Raw genomic sequence first — 17,575 nt, forward strand, 5'->3', positions numbered from 1 at the left:
ATGCGCCTCTCACAATTTCCGATCACCACAAGTAAAGAGACCCCGGCCGACGCGGAGATCATCAGCCATCAGCTGATGCTGCGAGCGGGGCTGATCCGTCGCCTGTCCTCCGGCCTGTTCACCTGGATGCCGCTGGGCCTACGCGTGCTGCAGCGGGTGCAGACCATCGTCCGCGAGGAGATGGAACGAGCCGGCGCGGTGGAGCTGCTAATGCCCAGCATCCAGCCGGCCGAACTCTGGGAGGAATCCGGCCGCTGGTCTAAAATGGGCCCGCAGATGCTGAAGATGCGGGATCGCCATGATCGCGATTTCTGCTACGGACCGACGCACGAGGAGGTGATCTGCCACCACGTGCGTCAGGACCTGAAATCCTACAAGCAATTGCCGGTCAATTACTTCCAGATCCAGACCAAGTTTCGCGACGAGATTCGTCCGCGTTTCGGGGTGATGCGCTCACGCGAATTCCTGATGAAGGATGCCTATTCCTTCCACATCGACCAGCCGTCGCTGGAAGCGACCTACCTGGCAATGCGCGAGGCCTACACGCGCATTTTCGATCGGATCGGCGTGGATTTTCGCGTGGTGCAGGCCGACTCTGGCGATATCGGCGGCTCACGCAGCGAAGAATTTCATGTGCTCGCGAACGCCGGCGAGGATGAGCTGGCCGTGGCCCGCGATGGCCAGTTCGCCGCGAATGTCGAGGCTGCTGCCACCCTGCCGCCCGAGGCAGCACGCCCTGCCCCCGCCTCGGCCATGCAACAGGTGGAAACACCGCATTGCAAGACGATCGAGCAGGTCTCGAACCATCTCGGACTATCACCCAAGCAGTGCGTCAAAACCCTGCTGGTCATGGGTCGCAACGACAAGCCCCTGGCCCTGGTCATCCGTGGCGATCACACGCTCAACGAGATCAAGGCAGCGAAGCATCCTCTGGTGCGCGACCCGCTGACGCTGATCGACGAGTCTGCCGCACGCGCCACCGTCGGCGCCGGATTCGGCTCCGTGGGTCCGGTGGGGCTGAGCCTGCCGGTGATCGTCGACCATGCTGCTGCCGCGCTGGCGGATTTTGCCTGCGGCGCCAACGCTGATGGCATGCATCTCATCCATGTGAACTGGGGCCGCGACCTGCCGGAGCCGGAGGTTGCCGACCTGCGCACCATTCGCGACGGTGACCCCAGCCCCACCGGTGAAGGCCCGGTGCAGCTCGTGCGAGGCATAGAGGTCGGCCATATCTTCCAGCTCGGCCGCAAGTACACCGAGGCGATGAACGTGACCGTGCTCGATGCCGACGGTCGTGAAGTGCACCCGGAAATGGGCTGCTACGGCATCGGCGTCTCGCGCATCGTCGCCGCCTGCATCGAGCAATGCGCCGACGACAAGGGCATCGTCTGGCCCGCATCCATCGCGCCATTTTCGGTGGTCATCGCGCCGATTGGCGGCAAGAAGAGCGACCGGCCGATCCACCGCGCAACCGAACTCTACGAAGCCCTGCTGGAGCGCGGCATTAACGTCGTGCTCGACGATCGCAACCTGCGGCCCGGCGTCATGTTCGCCGATCAGGAACTGATCGGCATTCCGCACCGCATAGTCGTCGGCGATCGCGGCCTGGATCGGGATGTACTGGAGTACAAGGCCCGCGATGCGGCCGACGCCACCGAGATCGCGAATACCATCGATGCCGTGCTGGCCGCGATTAGCGACTAGCGGTCTGCTGGCCGCTGCGCTGGCTGGCGGCGCCGCCCAGGCGCAGGTCCTCGAACCGGACCCCGGCGTGCGCGCCGCGCTGATGGATGCAGTATCCGAAGCCGACAGTTTCGAGCATCCCTTCGATGCCGAGGTCTGGCTGCTGGACATGTCCACGCGGCTAACCGCCTACAACGCCGCCTACGACGACGGTCTGGACATATTGCGGGTCGCCCATCGTGAAGCCCTCCGTGCAGAGCTTCCACCGGAACTGGTGCTGGCCGTCATCGACATCGAAAGCCGCTTCGACAAGTTCGCGATCTCCCATGCCGGGGCGCTGGGACTGATGCAGATCATGCCTTTCTGGCTGGACGAGATCGGCCGCCCCAACGACAACCTGTTTCAGGTGGAAACCAACCTGCGCTACGGCTGCGCCATCCTCAAGCACTACCTGGATCGGGAAAACGGCGACCTGACCCGCGCGCTGGCCCGGTACAACGGCAGCCTCGGCAAGACCTGGTATCCGGAACGCGTGCTGGAAGCCCTCTCCAGTCGCTGGTACCAGCGCTAGGGCAACCCTGATCTATGCACACCACCAAGACCGCGTCGATTGTTCATTCCTGCGCACGGATCGGCCCCACCCGCACCTCGCCGGCCCGCAAGCCGCCCGATTCGCGCAGGGCCTCGTAGGTGGCATCGACGGTCGGATGCTTCGGAATATCCAGATCCATGCCGGTCCGCAGCGCCGATGGGCTGGACAGCCGGTCGCTGTTCGCGCGGTAGATCAGTGGCCACAGAAACCCGTTGTCATAGATCTCGGGCCGGGCAGCGATGCCCCACAAGGTGTCGCCGCGAGTGACGCGGTAGACAATCTGCGCCAGGCGCGCGGATTGATTCAGATAGGCGAGCAGGTCGTAGGCTCGTCGCCCCTCGCCATTGGCCAGGGCGGCGTCGGCTTGGCGCAGCTCTCCGGCCTGCGCCTCGCCAAGGATGGTACGCACGCCAACCGCCTCGCGTTCCGCGCGTGCCAGAGCAATGAAACGCAGGTTCAAGGCGGCTTCGGCCTGCGCCTGCGCCGCCCGGGCCAGACGATTCGCCCGCAGAACCTGACCCAACCGCATGGCCGCCTCGCCACGCTCAAGCAGCGACCGCGCATCGTCCACATCGGCATTCCGAGCCTCTGCCTCGCGGACGGCCCGCTGCGCTGAGGACAAGGCGGCGCCCACCTGTACCGGCTGCACGGGCACCACGGTGGGAAGAACCGGCGCCATCTGCGCGCTCGCCGCCGGTGTACCCGACGCGGCGCAACCACCGAGCCAGGCAGCCGCCACCACGACCGGCAGCATCGCTGCATATCGCCGATGGACAGACCGCTGATGAATTTGAGTTGCCCGCATGGGCGGGTATTCTGCCGCACCCACGCGACCTGCCGCAGCCTGCCTACGCCATGAGCACACGCATTCTCGTTCTGTACTACTCCCGCCATGGCGCTACGGCGAACATGGCCAAGCACGCCGCACGTGGCGTGGAGGCTGTCACCGATTGCGAAGCTTGGCTGCGCACGGTGCCGGAAGTGTCACCCGATTTCGACGCCTCCGCCGAGGATGTCCCGCCGACGGGAGCGCCCTTTGTCGAACGAGCCGATCTGGCGGACTGCGATGGCCTGCTACTCGGCTCGCCGACGCGCTTCGGCAACATGGCCGCGCCACTGAAGTACTTTCTGGACGCCACGTCCGGCGACTGGCTGTCGGGCACGCTGGCCGGCAAACCGGCCGGCGTCTTCACCTCCACCAGCTCCTTGCATGGGGGACAGGAAACCACGCTGCTTTCGATGATGCTGCCGCTGCTACACCACGGCATGCTGCTCTGTGGCCTGCCCTATCAGGAGCCGGGACTGATCAAGACCACGGCAGGCGGAACACCCTATGGCGCCTCGCATGTCGCCGGCCCGCAGGGCGAGCGGGCGCTGGATGACATCGAGATCGAGCTGTGCCGCGCACAGGGCAAGCGGGTGGCAGACATCGCCCGCCGGCTCGCCCGATGAGGCGCTGGAGCCCGATGGCTCGCGCCCTGGCGCTACTGGGCTGGGCCACCACGATGATGACCTTGCTGCTGTGGTTTGGCTGGCGCTCGACCATGCCCTATGGCTGGGGCATTGCCATCGTCCTGTGCCTGCCGCTGGCGCTCGCCGGGCCAGGCCTGTGGAAGCGGCGTAAGTACACCTATGCCTGGTGCAGCCTGCTATCGCTGGCCTACATGGCGCTGGGACTGATGGAAGTGTTCGCAACATCGGTGGGCCGAACCCCGGCGATGCTGCACCTGCTCTCCACCGTCGGGCTGTTCCTGGGCTGCGTGCTCTACCCGCGGCTGTACAACCGCGAGCAGACTGGAATTAACGCGGTTCCAGCAGCTCCCGCACCAGAGGAATCGTAACCTCGCGCTGCGCCGCCAGGCTGGCGCGGTCGATCGCCTCGACCAGCGTGATGACCGCCGCCGCCGAACGCGACACGCGGCGCAGCACGTAGCGGGTCACCGACTCGGGACAGCGCAGGCCACGGGCCGCCAGGCGTTGTTCGAACAACATGCCCAGAGCGCTCTCGTCCAGCAGTTCCAGCCGGTGCAAGGCCGCCCAGCGCAGCCGTGAACGCAGATCCGGCGTGACGAAACCGGCGGCGTCCGGATGCCGGGACAGGCTCGCCACCCAGCGGCCGGACCCGGTGCGGGCCTGATCGATCAGGCGCAACAGCGCCAGTTCCCAGGCTGCCTCGCCCGCCACGGCGTCGACATCATCCAGCCCGACAAAATCCAGACTGCCGAAGGCATCGAGAATCTCGGGGCCGTGGTCGATGAGCTGGCGCAATGGCAGCCAGGCGCAGCGACCCGGCTGGCGGCTGGCCGCCTGCAGCAAATGCGTCTTTCCGCTGCCCGCTGATCCGATCAACACCAGCGCGTCGGCGCCGTGAGCGAGGGCATCAAGCACCGCGGCATTGGCTCCAGGAACAAAGCTGGCGAACTCGGTGGATTCGGCGAGTTGCAGACCCAGCGGAAGCTGGGGGGTATTCACGTATCCCCGCGATAAACGCCGCTGGCCAGCCATTGCCGTGTGGCGAACCGCACCAGAACGGCGATCGCGGCCGCCGCCGGCAAAGCCAGCAACACGCCGACAAAGCCGAACAGCTGGCCGCCCGCGAGGACGGCGAAGATCACCGCGACCGGATGCAGGCCGATGCGATCACCCACCAGCAGAGGCGTCAGCACGGTGGATTCAAGCAACTGACCGAAGCCGAACACCACCGCCACGCCCACCAGCGGCAGCCATTCAGCCGACTCGATCAATGACGCCAGCACGGCAAGCAACACACCGACGATGAATCCGAGGTAGGGCACGAAGCTGACCAGTCCGGCGATCAGGCCGATCAGCAACGCCAGATCGAGTCCGACAATCCACAAGCCGATGACGTACACCAGCGCCAGACAGACCATCACCAGCAACTGCCCGCGGATAAAGGCCGACAGCACGTCATCGGTTTCCAGCGCCAGCTCGCGGACAGTCGGCATCCAGCGGCGCGGGATTAGCTCGGCGATGCGTGCGATCAGACGATCCCAATCCCGCAGCAGGTAGAAGGTGACGACCGGAATCAACGCGAGGTTCCCGACGACCGCGACCACCGCGCCCCCGGATTTGGACAACGAGCCCCATAGCCCGGCTGCCAACCCGCCAGCCTGGCTCCAGTGTTCGGTGGCAAACTGGCGCAGACCGCTGATGTCGAGCCGGAATCCTTCCGGCAAGCTGATTCCGACCGCGGGGAGCCAGCGGTTCTGAATGGCGTCGAGCAGATCCGGCACGCGCCGGCTCACGGTGACGACCTGATCCTGCAACATCGGCACCAGCAGCAATCCGAGTATCACGGCGACCAGTGTCAGCGAGGCGAACACCATCGCCACGCCGGCCGTCCGCGGGATGCGCATCGCCTCCAGCCGGTCGACCAGCGGATCACCGAGATAGGCGAGTCCGGCCGCGAAGACGAAAGGCGTCAGGATCGGGCTGAGCAGCCAGACGCCGACCAGCAAACCCGCCAGCGCGGCGATACCCACCGTCATGCGTGCCCGGGACGTCATCGGTTCAGGCTGTAGTTCATCGGTCCGCCGGGGCCGAGAAGATCGGTCGGCGTCGCATAGTCATCGGCCACCAAAACGCGGCCGAGTTCGATCGACTGGCGCAACTGTTCGCGCGACGCCGTCGTGTGAAGGCGGTAGACGAGACGGCCCGAACCGGCCTGGACCAGCGCCACGCCCGACACTGGCGGCAAGTCGGTCAGAAAATTCAGCACCCGGCCGTAATCGTCGACCGAGCGGACGCCGGTGACAGCCAGTTCCACGCGATTGTCGGCACCCTCCACGGTGCCGCCACCGATGCCGTATTGCGCCAACAGGCGCTGGCCCAGCGTCTGCGCACCCGTCGCCAGCAGGGCGTCCAGTGACGAATCCGTCTCCTGCCAGCTCCTGTACTGGCGGCCGCTGTCCAGCAATGCCCAGCGCGCCGACCACAGGCTGCCGCCGCGCTCGATGCGCCCCACCAGTACCTTGGCGGGGTCGTAGCGGCCGGAGGCCTGCATGATCTGGTCCGTGAACAGGCCCTGGATGTCGGCCGCCTGGATCGCCTGCTGGTCGGCCAGATCCATGCTGGGGAAGACGACCGGCAGGCCCATGCGCGCAGCTTCGGAAACAAATGCCTGGATTTGCTCGCGCGCCTCGCCACTGACGATCTCGCCGCGGTCCAGGGTCAGCCAAACCAGGGTTAGCGGGCGTCGCGGTGGCCAGGGTGCGAACCCCGCGTCGCGCAACAACATTTGCACCGCCCGCGGATCGAACTCGGCGATGAATCGGTACTCGGTCGGCCGGGGTTCGGTTGGCCGCGCTTCGGCGTCCGGCGTGGAGTCCCCGATCGGCGCGGGCGGCGCGGGCGGCGGCGCCACAATCGGCTCGAAACGATAAAGCGTCACCAACGCCTGGGCGCGATCCAGCAGCAACCCGGACTGTGGGGCCTGTAGCACGCCGTCCGAGCCCATGGCCTTGACCAGCACCTTGGCAAAGACCTGCCGCAGCGCCGCCTGCCGCGTCGACTCATTACGGTCGGTGGTCACCACATCGGCCTTGTAGAGATCGGGCACGACAACGGAGGCCGCAAGGGCCACGCTCGGAAGGGCCAGCCACACGGCCAGCACGGTCAGATAGATCAGGCGCATGGTTTACAATTGTACCGACTCCCCGCTGCAGACACGCGCTTTGCTGACGGATCGACCGGCGAACCGGTGATCTCCTGCTCGGGTTACATCGATTGCTCACGGGATCCCTCCCATGTCTGGACTCACCTACCGCGATGCGGGCGTTGATATCGATGCCGGCAATGCTCTTGTCGATGCGATCAAACCGGCGGTGGCCGCGACGCAGCGCCCCGGCGTGCTCGGCGGCCTCGGCGGCTTTGGCGCCTTGTTCGAAGTGCCCATCGACCGCTATCGCAAGCCGGTGCTGGTATCGGGCACCGATGGTGTTGGCACCAAGCTGAAACTGGCCATCGAGCTGGGCGATGTCTCCGGCGTGGGCATCGACTTGGTCGCGATGTGCGTGAACGACATCCTGGTCGGTGGCGCCGAACCGCTGTTCTTTCTGGATTACTACGCCACCGGCAAACTGGACACCGATCAGGCCGCCACGGTCATCCGCGGCATTGCCAAGGGCTGCGAACTCGCTGGCTGCGCCCTGGTCGGCGGGGAAACCGCCGAAATGCCGGGCATGTACGCCAGCGGCGATTTCGACCTCGCGGGCTTTTGCGTCGGCATCGTCGAACGCGATGCGATTCTCGATGGCAGGCAGGTCGCACCCGGCGACGCCATCATCGGTCTGGCCTCCTCCGGGGTGCATTCCAATGGCTTTTCGCTGGTGCGCAAGCTGATCGAGCTCAGCGGCGTCGACCTCCACGCCTCGCTACCTGGCAGCACGACAAGCCTCGGCGCCGCGCTGCTGGCACCCACCCAAATCTACGTGCGCAGCGTGCTCGACATGCTCGCCCGTTCCGAGATCCACGGCATGGCGCACATCACTGGCGGCGGCCTGCTGGAGAACATTCCCCGGTCGCTGCCGGCGGGTTGCCAGGCCGTCATCGACACCGCCACCTGGCCTCGCACACCCCTGTTCCAGTGGCTGCAACAGGCCGGAGATATCGATTTCGAGGAAATGCACCGCACCTTCAACTGCGGTATCGGCATGACCCTGATGGTGCCGCAGGCGGCGGTCGAAACCATTCTCTCCATCGCCGGAGAACACGACATCGATGCCTGGACCATCGGCGAGATCGTGGCCGGCGAGCGCGAGGTCCTGCTCAAGGGATGACTCACCGCGAACCGGCGCGACTGGTGGTGCTCATCTCGGGAACCGGTCGCAACCTCCAGGCCTTGATCGACGCATCGACGCGCGGCGACTTGGGCGCGCAGATCGTCAAAGTTATCTCCAACCGGTCGGCCGTGGCCGGCTTGGCCCGTGCGGAGGCTGCCGGTATCGCCACGCAGACCATTGATCATCGCGGTTTCGACACCCGCGAGGCCTTCGATGCGGCGCTCGGCGATGCCATAGCCGCGGCCGCACCAGACATCGTTGCACTGGCGGGCTTCATGCGCATTCTGACCGCCGACTTCATCCGGCGCTTCGAAGGCCGCCTGCTGAACATTCACCCGTCGCTGCTGCCCAAGTATCGTGGCCTGCACACACACCGGCGGGCACTGGAGGCTGCGGACCGATGGCATGGGGCGAGCATCCATTTCGTGACCGAGGAACTGGACGGTGGGCCCGTGGTCCTACAGGGCCGGATAGCCGTCGAGCCCGAAGACACAGAACAGACGTTGGCCAGACGCGTTATGGAGGAGGTCGAACTGCTGATCTACCCGGCCGCGGTGCGCTGGATGGCGGGTGGCCGTCTGCGGCTGCAGGACCACCTGGCCTGGCTAGACGACACCCGGCTCCAAACTCCCGTTCAATGGCCGCTCGACGATGCCGCCCCCGATTCAGTGAACCCGTGACGACAAGGATTTGCGCCATGATTCGATCGATACTGATTGCCGCGACCCTGCTGTTGAGCGCACCTGTGCTCGCGCAGACGGCCGCCTCCGCCGAAACCGCTGCGCCCAATGCGGCATTCGCGCCCTGGAAAGCCTCCTACAGCCTCACTCGCGGCCCGCTCACGCTAGGGCATGCCGAATTCGAGTTGACCGCCGGCGAAACCGAGGGCTGCCATGTCTACCGCTACGATGCCAAACCAGTCGGCCTGGCAAGACTGTTCATCGGTCAGCTACACGAAACCAGCGAATTCTGCGTACGGGATGGCGAAATTCGCACCCAGCGCTTCGAGTTCCGCCGTGATGACGAACCCGAAGACAACTTTGTGCTGCATTTCGACTGGGAGGCGCTGACCGTGACCGGGCCGGGCGACAAGGAACGGCAGATTCCGGAAGACGCCATGGACCGCCTCGCGATTCAGCTCGCGGTGCGTGATTTGCTGGTCCGTCACCCCGAGACGCTACCCACCGAGCCGCGCAATTTCACCATGATCGAGGACGACCGCATCAAGACCTACACGATGCAGGTCAAGGGCCGCGAAGTCGTCAAGACGCCCGCAGGCGAACTGGACGCCATCCGCGTGGAGCGGGTCAAAGACGCGAGCAAGACCACGATCTTCTGGGTGGCACCGGAGCTTGGCTACATCCCGGTACGTGTGGAACAGCGCAAGAACGACTCCGAGGTTCTGTCGATTGCCTTACGCAACCGACCGGAGACCACCGCCCTGAACACCAGCGAGGCCGCGCAGTAGGAACGTGGGTGGTAGATAGAAACACGCCCCTGACCGCCATGTTCCGGTGGCTGCTGCGTGCGACCGGTGTGGCATTGGTACTGCTGCTTGCCGCCGCCGCCGCGCTGAAACTCGTCTACGGCGGTGGCGCCGAGTTTCCTGATCGCAGCACCGAGCCCGCGCTGCCCGCCGCCGCGCTGGAAGTCGTCGCCACGCTCGATACCCCGCCAGGGAACATCGCGGTGTCCGCGACAGGCCGCGTATTTCTGACCCTGCACCCGGAGGCCCGTCCTGACGTCAGCGTCATCGAATGGGTCGATGGGCAGGCCAGGCCCTGGCCATCGGCCTCGTTCCAGCATCCGAAGGGCGACGCGGATGGTTTCCGCAATGTGCTGGCCATACGCATTGATCGCCAGGGCCGGCTGTGGGCATTGGATAACGGCCATCACGGTCTGCACCACCCGGCGTTATACGGCTTTGATCTGGCATCCGGAAACCTGGTGCATCGCTACCGCTTCCCCAGCGAACTAGCCCCGCTGGGCTCACACCTGAATGACTTTCAGGTCAGCCTGGACGGCCAAAGGATTTACATCGCGGATGCCAGCCTGTTCCGAAAAGACCCCGCCATCGTGGTCTACGATATCGAGCAACAGCACGCCCGCCGCGTGATTTCGGACCATGAAAGCGTGGTCGCCGAGCGTTACCTGCCCCAGGTTCAGGGACGCCGGATGGAAGCCTTCGGACTGGTTGCGATCCGGCCCGGCGTGGATTCCATCGCGCTCTCCCGTGATGGCAGGTGGCTGTACTTCGCCCCCATCACCAACAATCACCTGTACCGGGTTGCCACCCGCTATCTCGATGACCCCGCCCTGGACCCGGCCACGGTCGCCAGTCGCGTTGAGCGCTATGCGCTGAAAACCATGAGCGATGGCATCACCACCGATGATGCCGGCAACGTCTATCTCTCGGACCCGGAGCACTCAGCGATCATCGAACTCGATCCGGAGCGGGAACTCACGACGCTGATCCGCGACGAACGGCTGCGCTGGCCGGACGGGTTTTCCTTTGGCCCGGACGGCTGGCTGTACGTCACCGGCTCGGCGCTGCATCAGGTGATCGCGCGACCCGCCGAATCCATTCCCGCCAACGCGCCCTATCCCGTCTATCGCTTCAAGCCCGGGCCGACCGCTGCGGCCGGTCATTGACGGCCCGACGTTAGCGCGAGTTAGGTCTTGGGCAGCGTGACGCCGAGCTGGCCCTGGTACTTACCCTCGCGGTCTCCATATGAGACTTCGCAGATTTCGTCGGATTCGAAGAACAGCATCTGCGCCACGCCTTCGTTGGCGTAGATCTTTGCCGGCAGGGGCGTGGTATTGGAAAACTCCAGGGTCACGTGGCCTTCCCACTCCGGCTCCAGCGGCGTGACATTCACGATGATGCCGCAACGCGCATAGGTGCTCTTGCCGAGGCACACGGTCAGGGTGCTGCGCGGGATGCGGAAGTACTCGATGGTCCGCGCCAGGGCGAAGGAGTTCGGCGGGATGATGCAGCAGTCGCCCTTGAAGTCGACAAAGCTCTTTTCGTCGAATGCTTTGGGGTCGACGATCGCCGTGTTGATGTTGGTGAAGATCTTGAACTCATCGGCGCAGCGCACGTCGTAGCCGTAGCTGGACACGCCATAGGAAACGATCCGCTGGCCATCCACGGCCCGCACCTGCGCGCCGGCAAAGGGCTCGATCATTCCCTGCTCGGACGCCATGCGCCGGATCCAGCGATCGGACTTGATGCTCATCGTTCGCGTGCCTTTCCTGAAATCTTGGTACCCAAAAGGGTCTGGAGATCAGTCATCAAGGATGACGATCTCCGGGAATCTTGCGCCTTGGCCCTGCACACGACCGGCCAATCCAGCCGCCGTGCGGCGGGCGATGTCGCGGTACGCCCGCGCGTTTTCCGAATCCGGATCGGCGAGCACGGTCGGGTGTCCGGCGTCGGCCGCCTGTTGGATGGCGGCATCCAGCGGCAAGTGCCCCAGCACCGGCACGCCGGTGGCATCGGCCAGCCGCTGCCCGCCGCCTTCGCCGAAAATGTGGCTCACTTCACCGCAGTTGCCACAGCGGTGAAACGCCATGTTCTCGATGACGCCCAGCACCGGCACCTGCACCTTGCGGAACATCTCCAGGCCTTTTCGCGCATCCAGCAGCGCGATGTCCTGCGGCGTGGTGACGATCACCGAGCCGCTAACCGGAATCCGCTGAACCAGCGAAAGCTGGGTATCGCCGGTGCCGGGGGGCAGATCGATGATCAGGTAGTCCAGCTCCGGCCATTGGGTTTCTGTCAACAGCTGCTGCAAGGCCTGGGTCACCATGGGGCCGCGCCAGATCGTCGGCTCGGTCACGTCGATGAGATAGCCGATCGACATCGTCGCCAGCCCATGCGCGGCTACCGGCAGCATGGTCTTGCCGTCAGGCGATTGCGGGCGCTCGCTGGTGCCCATCATGCGGGGCTGGCTGGGGCCATAGATATCGGCATCCAGCAGGCCAACCCGTGCGCCGTCGGCCAGCAGTGCCAGCGCAAGATTCGCCGAAACGGTGGACTTGCCGACGCCGCCCTTGCCCGAGGCCACGGCCAGAATATTGTGGATGCGCGGTAACGGTCGCAGACCACGCTGTACCGCGTGGGTGCCGATTTCGGTGGTCAGGCTGACCGCCACCTCGTGGCCTGCCGCCTGCGCACAAAGCCCGCGCAGATGTTCCAGCGTGGCGCTGTGACGGTCGCCAAGATAAAAACCCAGCACCAGTTCGACGCGCTGGCCGTCGTTGGATCGCACGGCGCCGGCGCTGATCCAGTCGGCGTCGAGATAGGGAATCGGGTCGGCCGCGAGTGCGGCTGCAATCGCCTCGGTCGAAATGGTGACTACTCCTGCTTGGCTGCGGACCCGCGGCTGCGTCATCCGCCCGCCGCGGCTGGCGCGGGAGTGTATCACCCGGCCGGGCCGTATCCGGCCTCGGGTAAACTGGGGGCCATGCATCGAACAACCGCTCGCGACGCGACCCGGATCAGCGTGAACAAAGCCTGATGTTTCGATTCCGTCCTCGATCCATGCTCACGCTCGTGGCCACCGGGTATCTCCTGGTCGCCATGCCGTTAATGGTCGCCATCCCGGTCGCCTATCGCTCGGTGGGCGAACTGACGAACCAGTCACAACGACTCGTCGCCGACACAGCCTCACTGGTGGACCTCGGCGCCGCACTGGGTGACCAGCTGGATGCTCTCGACCGTATCGCGCGGCAATACGTGATTCTCCAGGACGACGAAGGCCTGAGCCTGGTGCACGAACGCATCGCCACGGTGGAAAACACGCTAGACGCCCTGGGGCTTTTCCCGGACGCGATCTCCATGCTGCCGCTGATCACCATTCGCGAGACCATCGAGCGTCTGCCCGAGAAGCTCGCAGGAGGTCTGCCTGGCGCCAAACCGGCCCTGGCCGACCTCGGCAATCTGAGCCTGCATCGACGTAGCGTCGTGCGCGACATCAATAGCTACGTGGATCAGGAAGTGCGCGCAGTGAACGAACAGGCGGACCGCGCACGCCAGCAACTGGCACTGCCCACCGTTGCGCTCATCCCGGCATCGATCGCCCTGGCGATTATTTTCACCTACCTGACGGTACGTCCGATCCGCCAGTTTTCGGTTGCGATCAATCGCATGGGGCGCGGCCGCCTGGATCAACCGGTCGTGGTGGAAGGCCCGGCCGAATTGGTCGAGCTGGCCCATCAACTGGACTGGATGCGTCAACAACTGCTCGCCATGGAGCAGGAGAAGGATCGCTTTCTCCAGCACATGTCCCACGAACTCAAGACCCCGTTGTCCAGCTTCATGGAGGGCCTCGCATTACTGCATGACGGTGTGGTCGGCACGCCCAGCGACGATCAACTGGAGGTGCTGGAAATTCTCTCGGTGAGCGCCGATCAGCTCAAGCGCCTGATCGAGAACCTGCTGAAATTCCACGCCTGGGCCGATGCGACTCAGACCCCCGACATGGAACCGATCCGGCTACGGGGCCTGGTGGACAAGGTGTTAATGGGCCACCGCCTCTCCGCCCGAGCCAGTCAGCTCAAGATTTCCAACGAGACGCGGGATATCGGCATCCTCGGCCATATCGACAGCCTGCAGCTGGCAGTGAGTAACCTGGTGTCCAACGCGATCAAGTATTCGCCTGAATCCGGCGAAGTGATCGTACGCGGCGGTGAGAATGAGGACGCCTGGTGGCTGTCGGTCGAAGACAGCGGGCCGGGGGTTGAACTGGCCGATCGCGAGAACATTTTTCAGCCGTTCGTCCAGGGCTCGCGCAGCGGGCGCGGCCCCCTGGCCGGAAGTGGCATCGGACTTGCCGTGGTAGCAACCTGTATGCGTAGGCATGGCGGCATTGTCCACGTAGACTCCGGCCCAAACGGCGGGGCCTTATTCACCCTGCAGGCACCAAAAACTCTATGAAAGCAGGACTCGTTGGACTCGCATTGGCGAGCAGCGTTGTGATCGGCGGTTGTGGCTTGCTGCCCGCGAATCATTCAGAAGCGATTCCCCCGGGAGCGGACGGGCCGATCGTCAGCACCGAAGCCTCGGAATCCGAGGATGGTGTTTACGGCTGCCCGGGCCTCTACACCTTCGCAGCCACGATGGCGACCTACACGCCAAGCCAGCTGGGCGCTGCCGCCGATGGGCTACGTTTTGCCCAGCAGACCGGCATTCCACCCTGCGACCGGGCCAGGCTGGCCTTGTTGACCGCCCGCCCCGGCCATCCGGCCTTCAACGCGGCCCAGGCCGAGGCGCATTTCGCCGCCTTGTTGGACGGCGAGATCACGCTGGATAACTGGAGCCAGCGCTTCCTGATTTCGGCTCGAGATACACTGAAGGCCTGGAACGCAGAACAGCAGGCGATGAAGACGCGCCTAGCCCGCCTGGAAACGGACACGGTCGAAAAGGATCGGAAAATTCAGAGCATGAAGGAACAAATCGACGCCCTGACCTCCATCGAGCGCTCGACGGATCGGGATTACGCGCAATGAGCGCCGCGACCATTCTGCTGGTGGACGACGACGACGGCTTGCGCCGGCTGCTGTCCATGCGGCTGGGATCGGCCGGCTTCGAAGTCCAGCAGGCCGAAAGCGCCGAAGCGGCCCTGGCCAGCGTCCGGCGCGAGCGTCCGTCCATTGTCGTGACCGACCTCAAGATGGACGGCATGGACGGCATGGGGCTGCTGGAAAATCTGCGCGAGCACTACCCGGGCCTGCCGGTGATTCTGCTCACAGCGCACGGCACGATTCCGGATGCCGTCGAAGCCACGCAGTCCGGCGCCTACGATTTCCTGACCAAGCCTGTCGATCACGCCGAGCTGATCGAGCGCGTGCGCAGCGCCGTGACCCAATCGGCGCCCGATGGCGATCATGACTGGGCGGAGGAAGTCATCACAGCCAATCCGGCAATGTTGCAGGTGCTGGAAGACGCACGCCGTGTCGCCGCCACCGACTCCAGCATGCTTATCCAGGGTGCCAGCGGCACCGGCACGGAAGTGCTGGCCCAGGCCATTCACAATGCCAGCCCGCGATCGAAAAAGCCGTTCATCGCCATCAACTGCGGCGCGATTCCAGCCGACCTGCTGGAATCTGAACTATTTGGCCACAGCAAAGGCTCGTTCACCGGTGCGACCCGGGATCACACGGGCCTGTTCCAGTCCGCCGAAGGCGGCACGGTGTTTCTGGACGAAATCGGCGACATGCCGATGGAGTTGCAGGTCAAGCTGCTGCGCGTGCTGCAGGAACGACAGATTCGGCCCGTTGGCAGCGCCCGCTCGATCAATGTGGACGTGCGTGTACTGTCGGCCACGCACCAGGATTTGAGCAAGGCGATTAGCGAGGGGCGGTTCCGCGAGGATCTGCTTTACCGCCTGAACGTCATCACGCTGCATCTGCCGCCGCTGGACGAGCGCCGCGAGGATATTCCCCTGCTGGCCGATCATCTGCTCGTACGCCTGACCCGCAACACCCGCCGCAAGGTGCTCGCGCCCGAAGCGCTGGAGTGGCTGGTCGGTGCGGACTGGCCTGGCAACATCCGGCAGCTGTCCAACGTATTGGAACGCTGCGTGGCGTTGGCACCGGGGCGCATTATTGATGCCGAACTCGTGCGGCGTGCCCTGGGTCAGTCGGCCCACCGGATTACGCCGCTGGCCGAAGCCCGCGACGAATTCGTTCGGGATTATCTGGTCAAGCTGCTGAAGATCGCCGGCGGCAACGTCTCGCAGGCAGCGCGGATGGCGGAACGCAACCGCACCGAGTTCTACAAGTTGCTCGCCCGCCACGACGTGGACCCGGGCGACTTCAAGGAATGATCACCGGCCTCTGGCTGCTCGGCGCCGCGGCCGTCAGCTTTCCAGCCAGTGTCGGCCAGCCGATTGAGCGTGTCGTGACCGAAGAGGACACGATCATCGACATGGCCCGCCGTTTCCGGGTCGGGTTTCAGGAAATTCGCCTGGCCAACCCCGGCATCGATCCGTGGCTGCCGGGCACGGGCCGCACCGTCGTGCTACCGGCCCAACACCTGATTCCCCGGTGGTCGGAACCCGACCTCGCCCCCGGCGAAACCCGCCTGCTGATCAATGTCGCCGAGATGCGCTTGTATGCGCTGTTTGCCGACGAAGACATTCCCGAACGGGCGCGGATCGTCAGCTTTCCCATCAGCATCGGTCGCCAGGACTGGCGTACGCCGCTGGGTTCTACGCGCATTGTGTCGCGCATCAAGGACCCGACCTGGACGCCCCCGCAATCGATCCGTGAGGAGGCACTGGAGCGCGGCGAAACCCTGCCAGACGTGGTGCCGGCCGGCCCGGACAATCCTCTGGGCCAGCATGCTCTGCGCCTCGCGCTGCCTGGCTACCTGATCCACGGCACAAACAAGCCGGCGGGCATTGGCATGCAGGTGACGCACGGCTGCATCCGCATGTATCCAGCTGATATTGCGTGGCTTTACGACAACGTGACGGTAGACACCCGGGTCGAGCTGGTGAATCAGCCCTACAAGTTTCGCTGGGACGGTGACCGGCTGATGATGGAGGCGCACTCCGCCTGGGTACCGGGCTCGCCGGACGTGAGCACGCTGGAAACCCTGGATGCTGCCCTGGCCGCCGCGCTGCGCGAACGGCCGGGCGTGGTGGTTGACCTGGACCGTGTGCGGGAGATTGCCACGTCCGCGGTCGGCATGCCCTCGCCGGTGCCATTGCTGGCCAGCCCGGACCGGATCGTGCCGGTCAGTGGCGAGCATGTGAGCACCGCGGACGACGCTCCGCTCTAACCCGAGCGTCAGGGTTCACGCAGTGTTGCGTCATCCGCGCAAGCGCACCGAGCCGACCGCTCCAACGCACAAAAAAAGAGGCGACCCGAGGGTCGCCTCCCTTCATCCGGAAGCTCTCAACCTACGAACGCAAGGTTCGACGGTTTGCGGGGAGGGGGGAGTGGCAATCGAACCCCCGGATGAAACCTGCAACACCGGTCTGACGGTGCAGCCTCACGAACGCGTTCCGCCAAAAGGCGTATTCGAGTTCCAGCCGCTAGCCTCAGAGCGCTCGCCCAGCACCAGCCGCAGCGCGCTAACCGCCCCACGGCCGATCAACCAGTACACCGCGATGGCGAGCAACACGCTCGTGTCCACCGTCACATCGAGCACCGGGATCGTGGGCAGCAAGCCGGCAAAGGGCGCCAGCAACGGCGCCGATAGACGTCCGATCCATTCCACCAGCCCTGGCGGTAACGTGGCATGCAAGGGCAGAGCGACCAACCGGGCGATCAGTAACGCTGCGATAGCCGCCACGCCTGCTCGAACCAGGCTTTCGGCGCCACGCCGTAACTGGTCTCGCCGGGCGTCGCGCACCGCGCGGCGAATCTGCTCCTGATGAGTGGGGCGTGATCGGCCCGACGCCCCTCGCCAGTCGCGCTCCTGTGCGCGACCGACGCTATCCCGGGCGTCGACATCCGACATCAATGACTGTTCTCGGACGGCCAT

Annotated in this window: 19 protein-coding genes; 12 read left to right on the plus strand and 7 right to left on the minus strand. The window is 65.1% G+C overall.

What is annotated here, in order from left to right; translation table 11 throughout:
- Nucleotides 1-1,704, plus strand: coding sequence for a proline--tRNA ligase (locus tag ACE1EY_RS13420; protein WP_291514876.1), 1,704 nt, complete (start codon nt 1-3; stop codon nt 1,702-1,704).
- A complete protein-coding gene (locus tag ACE1EY_RS13425) occupies nt 1,676-2,254 on the plus strand; it encodes a lytic transglycosylase domain-containing protein (protein ID WP_291514875.1) in 579 nt (192 codons plus the stop codon). The genes ACE1EY_RS13420 and ACE1EY_RS13425 overlap by 29 nt, the downstream gene beginning before the upstream one ends.
- A gap of 43 nt (nt 2,255-2,297) precedes the next feature.
- On the opposite strand, the gene ACE1EY_RS13430 is transcribed toward ACE1EY_RS13425, so the two are convergent.
- Nucleotides 2,298-3,080, minus strand: coding sequence for a LysM peptidoglycan-binding domain-containing protein (locus ACE1EY_RS13430; protein ID WP_370300397.1), 783 nt, complete (start codon nt 3,078-3,080; stop codon nt 2,298-2,300).
- 50 nt (nt 3,081-3,130) lie between these two features.
- Here ACE1EY_RS13430 and wrbA point away from each other — a divergent pair, with 50 nt between their 5' ends.
- Nucleotides 3,131-3,727, plus strand: coding sequence for an NAD(P)H:quinone oxidoreductase (wrbA, locus tag ACE1EY_RS13435; protein ID WP_291514873.1), 597 nt, complete (start codon nt 3,131-3,133; stop codon nt 3,725-3,727).
- Nucleotides 3,724-4,116: a DUF2069 domain-containing protein gene (locus tag ACE1EY_RS13440; RefSeq protein ID WP_291514872.1), complete on the plus strand. Its 393-nt coding sequence runs from the start codon at nt 3,724-3,726 to the stop codon at nt 4,114-4,116. The genes wrbA and ACE1EY_RS13440 overlap by 4 nt, the downstream gene beginning before the upstream one ends.
- Here ACE1EY_RS13440 and ACE1EY_RS13445 read toward each other — a convergent pair.
- The 3 genes from ACE1EY_RS13445 to ACE1EY_RS13455 are packed head-to-tail and all read right to left on the minus strand — an operon-like array spanning nt 4,076 to nt 6,929.
- The gene (locus ACE1EY_RS13445; protein ID WP_291514871.1) at nt 4,076-4,747 is read right to left on the minus strand and encodes a hypothetical protein; all 672 of its coding nucleotides are present in this window, start codon (nt 4,745-4,747) and stop codon (nt 4,076-4,078) included. The genes ACE1EY_RS13440 and ACE1EY_RS13445 overlap by 41 nt on opposite strands.
- The gene (locus ACE1EY_RS13450) at nt 4,744-5,802 is read right to left on the minus strand and encodes an AI-2E family transporter (RefSeq protein WP_291514870.1); all 1,059 of its coding nucleotides are present in this window, start codon (nt 5,800-5,802) and stop codon (nt 4,744-4,746) included. The genes ACE1EY_RS13445 and ACE1EY_RS13450 overlap by 4 nt, the downstream gene beginning before the upstream one ends.
- On the minus strand, nt 5,799-6,929 hold the full coding sequence (locus tag ACE1EY_RS13455; protein WP_370300400.1) for a DUF2066 domain-containing protein: 1,131 nt from the start codon (nt 6,927-6,929) through the stop codon (nt 5,799-5,801). Before ACE1EY_RS13455 ends, ACE1EY_RS13450 begins: the two co-directional genes overlap by 4 nt.
- Nucleotides 6,930-7,041: 112 nt before the next feature.
- Between ACE1EY_RS13455 and purM the strand changes: the two genes are divergently transcribed.
- From purM to ACE1EY_RS13475, 4 genes are read left to right on the plus strand one after another with little or no spacing between them, the layout of a single operon-like run.
- The gene (gene purM, locus ACE1EY_RS13460; protein ID WP_370300401.1) at nt 7,042-8,073 is read left to right on the plus strand and encodes a phosphoribosylformylglycinamidine cyclo-ligase; all 1,032 of its coding nucleotides are present in this window, start codon (nt 7,042-7,044) and stop codon (nt 8,071-8,073) included.
- Nucleotides 8,070-8,756, plus strand: a complete 687-nt coding sequence (purN, locus tag ACE1EY_RS13465) for a phosphoribosylglycinamide formyltransferase (RefSeq protein ID WP_291514866.1) — start codon at nt 8,070-8,072, stop codon at nt 8,754-8,756. Before purM ends, purN begins: the two co-directional genes overlap by 4 nt.
- A 17-nt stretch (nt 8,757-8,773) precedes the next feature.
- Entirely contained in the window at nt 8,774-9,544 is a 771-nt protein-coding gene (locus ACE1EY_RS13470) for a DUF3108 domain-containing protein (RefSeq protein WP_291514865.1), read from the plus strand.
- Nucleotides 9,545-9,582: 38 nt separating this feature from the next.
- Nucleotides 9,583-10,728 (plus strand): SMP-30/gluconolactonase/LRE family protein, encoded by a 1,146-nt coding sequence (locus tag ACE1EY_RS13475; protein ID WP_373928095.1) that lies wholly within the window; start codon nt 9,583-9,585, stop codon nt 10,726-10,728.
- A 20-nt stretch (nt 10,729-10,748) separates the two neighbouring features.
- Here the strand turns inward: ACE1EY_RS13475 and dcd are convergent, their stop codons facing one another.
- Nucleotides 10,749-11,315, minus strand: a complete 567-nt coding sequence (gene dcd, locus ACE1EY_RS13480; RefSeq protein WP_291514863.1) for a dCTP deaminase — start codon at nt 11,313-11,315, stop codon at nt 10,749-10,751.
- A gap of 48 nt (nt 11,316-11,363) precedes the next feature.
- Nucleotides 11,364-12,473, minus strand: a complete 1,110-nt coding sequence (gene apbC / locus ACE1EY_RS13485; RefSeq protein WP_370300402.1) for an iron-sulfur cluster carrier protein ApbC — start codon at nt 12,471-12,473, stop codon at nt 11,364-11,366.
- A gap of 125 nt (nt 12,474-12,598) precedes the next feature.
- Here apbC and ACE1EY_RS13490 point away from each other — a divergent pair, with 125 nt between their 5' ends.
- The 4 genes from ACE1EY_RS13490 to ACE1EY_RS13505 are packed head-to-tail and all read left to right on the plus strand — an operon-like array spanning nt 12,599 to nt 16,867.
- On the plus strand, nt 12,599-14,017 hold the full coding sequence (locus ACE1EY_RS13490; protein WP_373928096.1) for an ATP-binding protein: 1,419 nt from the start codon (nt 12,599-12,601) through the stop codon (nt 14,015-14,017).
- Complete coding sequence (locus tag ACE1EY_RS13495; protein WP_291514725.1) at nt 14,014-14,589, plus strand: hypothetical protein; 576 nt, start codon at nt 14,014-14,016, stop codon at nt 14,587-14,589. The genes ACE1EY_RS13490 and ACE1EY_RS13495 overlap by 4 nt, the downstream gene beginning before the upstream one ends.
- Complete coding sequence (locus tag ACE1EY_RS13500; protein ID WP_370300403.1) at nt 14,586-15,908, plus strand: sigma 54-interacting transcriptional regulator; 1,323 nt, start codon at nt 14,586-14,588, stop codon at nt 15,906-15,908. Before ACE1EY_RS13495 ends, ACE1EY_RS13500 begins: the two co-directional genes overlap by 4 nt.
- Nucleotides 15,905-16,867, plus strand: a complete 963-nt coding sequence (locus ACE1EY_RS13505; protein ID WP_291514723.1) for a L,D-transpeptidase family protein — start codon at nt 15,905-15,907, stop codon at nt 16,865-16,867. Before ACE1EY_RS13500 ends, ACE1EY_RS13505 begins: the two co-directional genes overlap by 4 nt.
- A 213-nt stretch (nt 16,868-17,080) precedes the next feature.
- On the opposite strand, the gene ACE1EY_RS13510 is transcribed toward ACE1EY_RS13505, so the two are convergent.
- On the minus strand, nt 17,081-17,575 hold the full coding sequence (locus ACE1EY_RS13510) for a YggT family protein (RefSeq protein WP_291514722.1): 495 nt from the start codon (nt 17,573-17,575) through the stop codon (nt 17,081-17,083).

The sequence above is a fragment of the Abyssibacter sp. genome, from assembly GCF_964229365.1.
GTDB lineage: Bacteria > Pseudomonadota > Gammaproteobacteria > Nevskiales > OUC007 > Abyssibacter.

What these genes read in the sequence shown, in the direction of transcription:
- ACE1EY_RS13420 (WP_291514876.1), top strand. Translation starts at nt 1, where the DNA reads ATGCGCCTCTCACAATTTCCGATCACCACAAGTAAAGAGACCCCGGCC.
- ACE1EY_RS13425 (WP_291514875.1), top strand. Translation starts at nt 1,676, where the DNA reads ATGCCGTGCTGGCCGCGATTAGCGACTAGCGGTCTGCTGGCCGCTGCG.
- ACE1EY_RS13430 (WP_370300397.1), bottom strand. Translation starts at nt 3,080, where the DNA reads ATGCGGGCAACTCAAATTCATCAGCGGTCTGTCCATCGGCGATATGCA.
- wrbA (WP_291514873.1), top strand. Translation starts at nt 3,131, where the DNA reads ATGAGCACACGCATTCTCGTTCTGTACTACTCCCGCCATGGCGCTACG.
- ACE1EY_RS13440 (WP_291514872.1), top strand. Translation starts at nt 3,724, where the DNA reads ATGAGGCGCTGGAGCCCGATGGCTCGCGCCCTGGCGCTACTGGGCTGG.
- ACE1EY_RS13450 (WP_291514870.1), bottom strand. Translation starts at nt 5,802, where the DNA reads ATGACGTCCCGGGCACGCATGACGGTGGGTATCGCCGCGCTGGCGGGT.
- ACE1EY_RS13455 (WP_370300400.1), bottom strand. Translation starts at nt 6,929, where the DNA reads ATGCGCCTGATCTATCTGACCGTGCTGGCCGTGTGGCTGGCCCTTCCG.
- purM (WP_370300401.1), top strand. Translation starts at nt 7,042, where the DNA reads ATGTCTGGACTCACCTACCGCGATGCGGGCGTTGATATCGATGCCGGC.
- purN (WP_291514866.1), top strand. Translation starts at nt 8,070, where the DNA reads ATGACTCACCGCGAACCGGCGCGACTGGTGGTGCTCATCTCGGGAACC.
- ACE1EY_RS13470 (WP_291514865.1), top strand. Translation starts at nt 8,774, where the DNA reads ATGATTCGATCGATACTGATTGCCGCGACCCTGCTGTTGAGCGCACCT.
- ACE1EY_RS13475 (WP_373928095.1), top strand. Translation starts at nt 9,583, where the DNA reads ATGTTCCGGTGGCTGCTGCGTGCGACCGGTGTGGCATTGGTACTGCTG.
- dcd (WP_291514863.1), bottom strand. Translation starts at nt 11,315, where the DNA reads ATGAGCATCAAGTCCGATCGCTGGATCCGGCGCATGGCGTCCGAGCAG.
- apbC (WP_370300402.1), bottom strand. Translation starts at nt 12,473, where the DNA reads ATGACGCAGCCGCGGGTCCGCAGCCAAGCAGGAGTAGTCACCATTTCG.
- ACE1EY_RS13490 (WP_373928096.1), top strand. Translation starts at nt 12,599, where the DNA reads ATGTTTCGATTCCGTCCTCGATCCATGCTCACGCTCGTGGCCACCGGG.
- ACE1EY_RS13495 (WP_291514725.1), top strand. Translation starts at nt 14,014, where the DNA reads ATGAAAGCAGGACTCGTTGGACTCGCATTGGCGAGCAGCGTTGTGATC.
- ACE1EY_RS13500 (WP_370300403.1), top strand. Translation starts at nt 14,586, where the DNA reads ATGAGCGCCGCGACCATTCTGCTGGTGGACGACGACGACGGCTTGCGC.
- ACE1EY_RS13505 (WP_291514723.1), top strand. Translation starts at nt 15,905, where the DNA reads ATGATCACCGGCCTCTGGCTGCTCGGCGCCGCGGCCGTCAGCTTTCCA.
- ACE1EY_RS13510 (WP_291514722.1), bottom strand. Translation starts at nt 17,575, where the DNA reads ATGGCCGTCCGAGAACAGTCATTGATGTCGGATGTCGACGCCCGGGAT.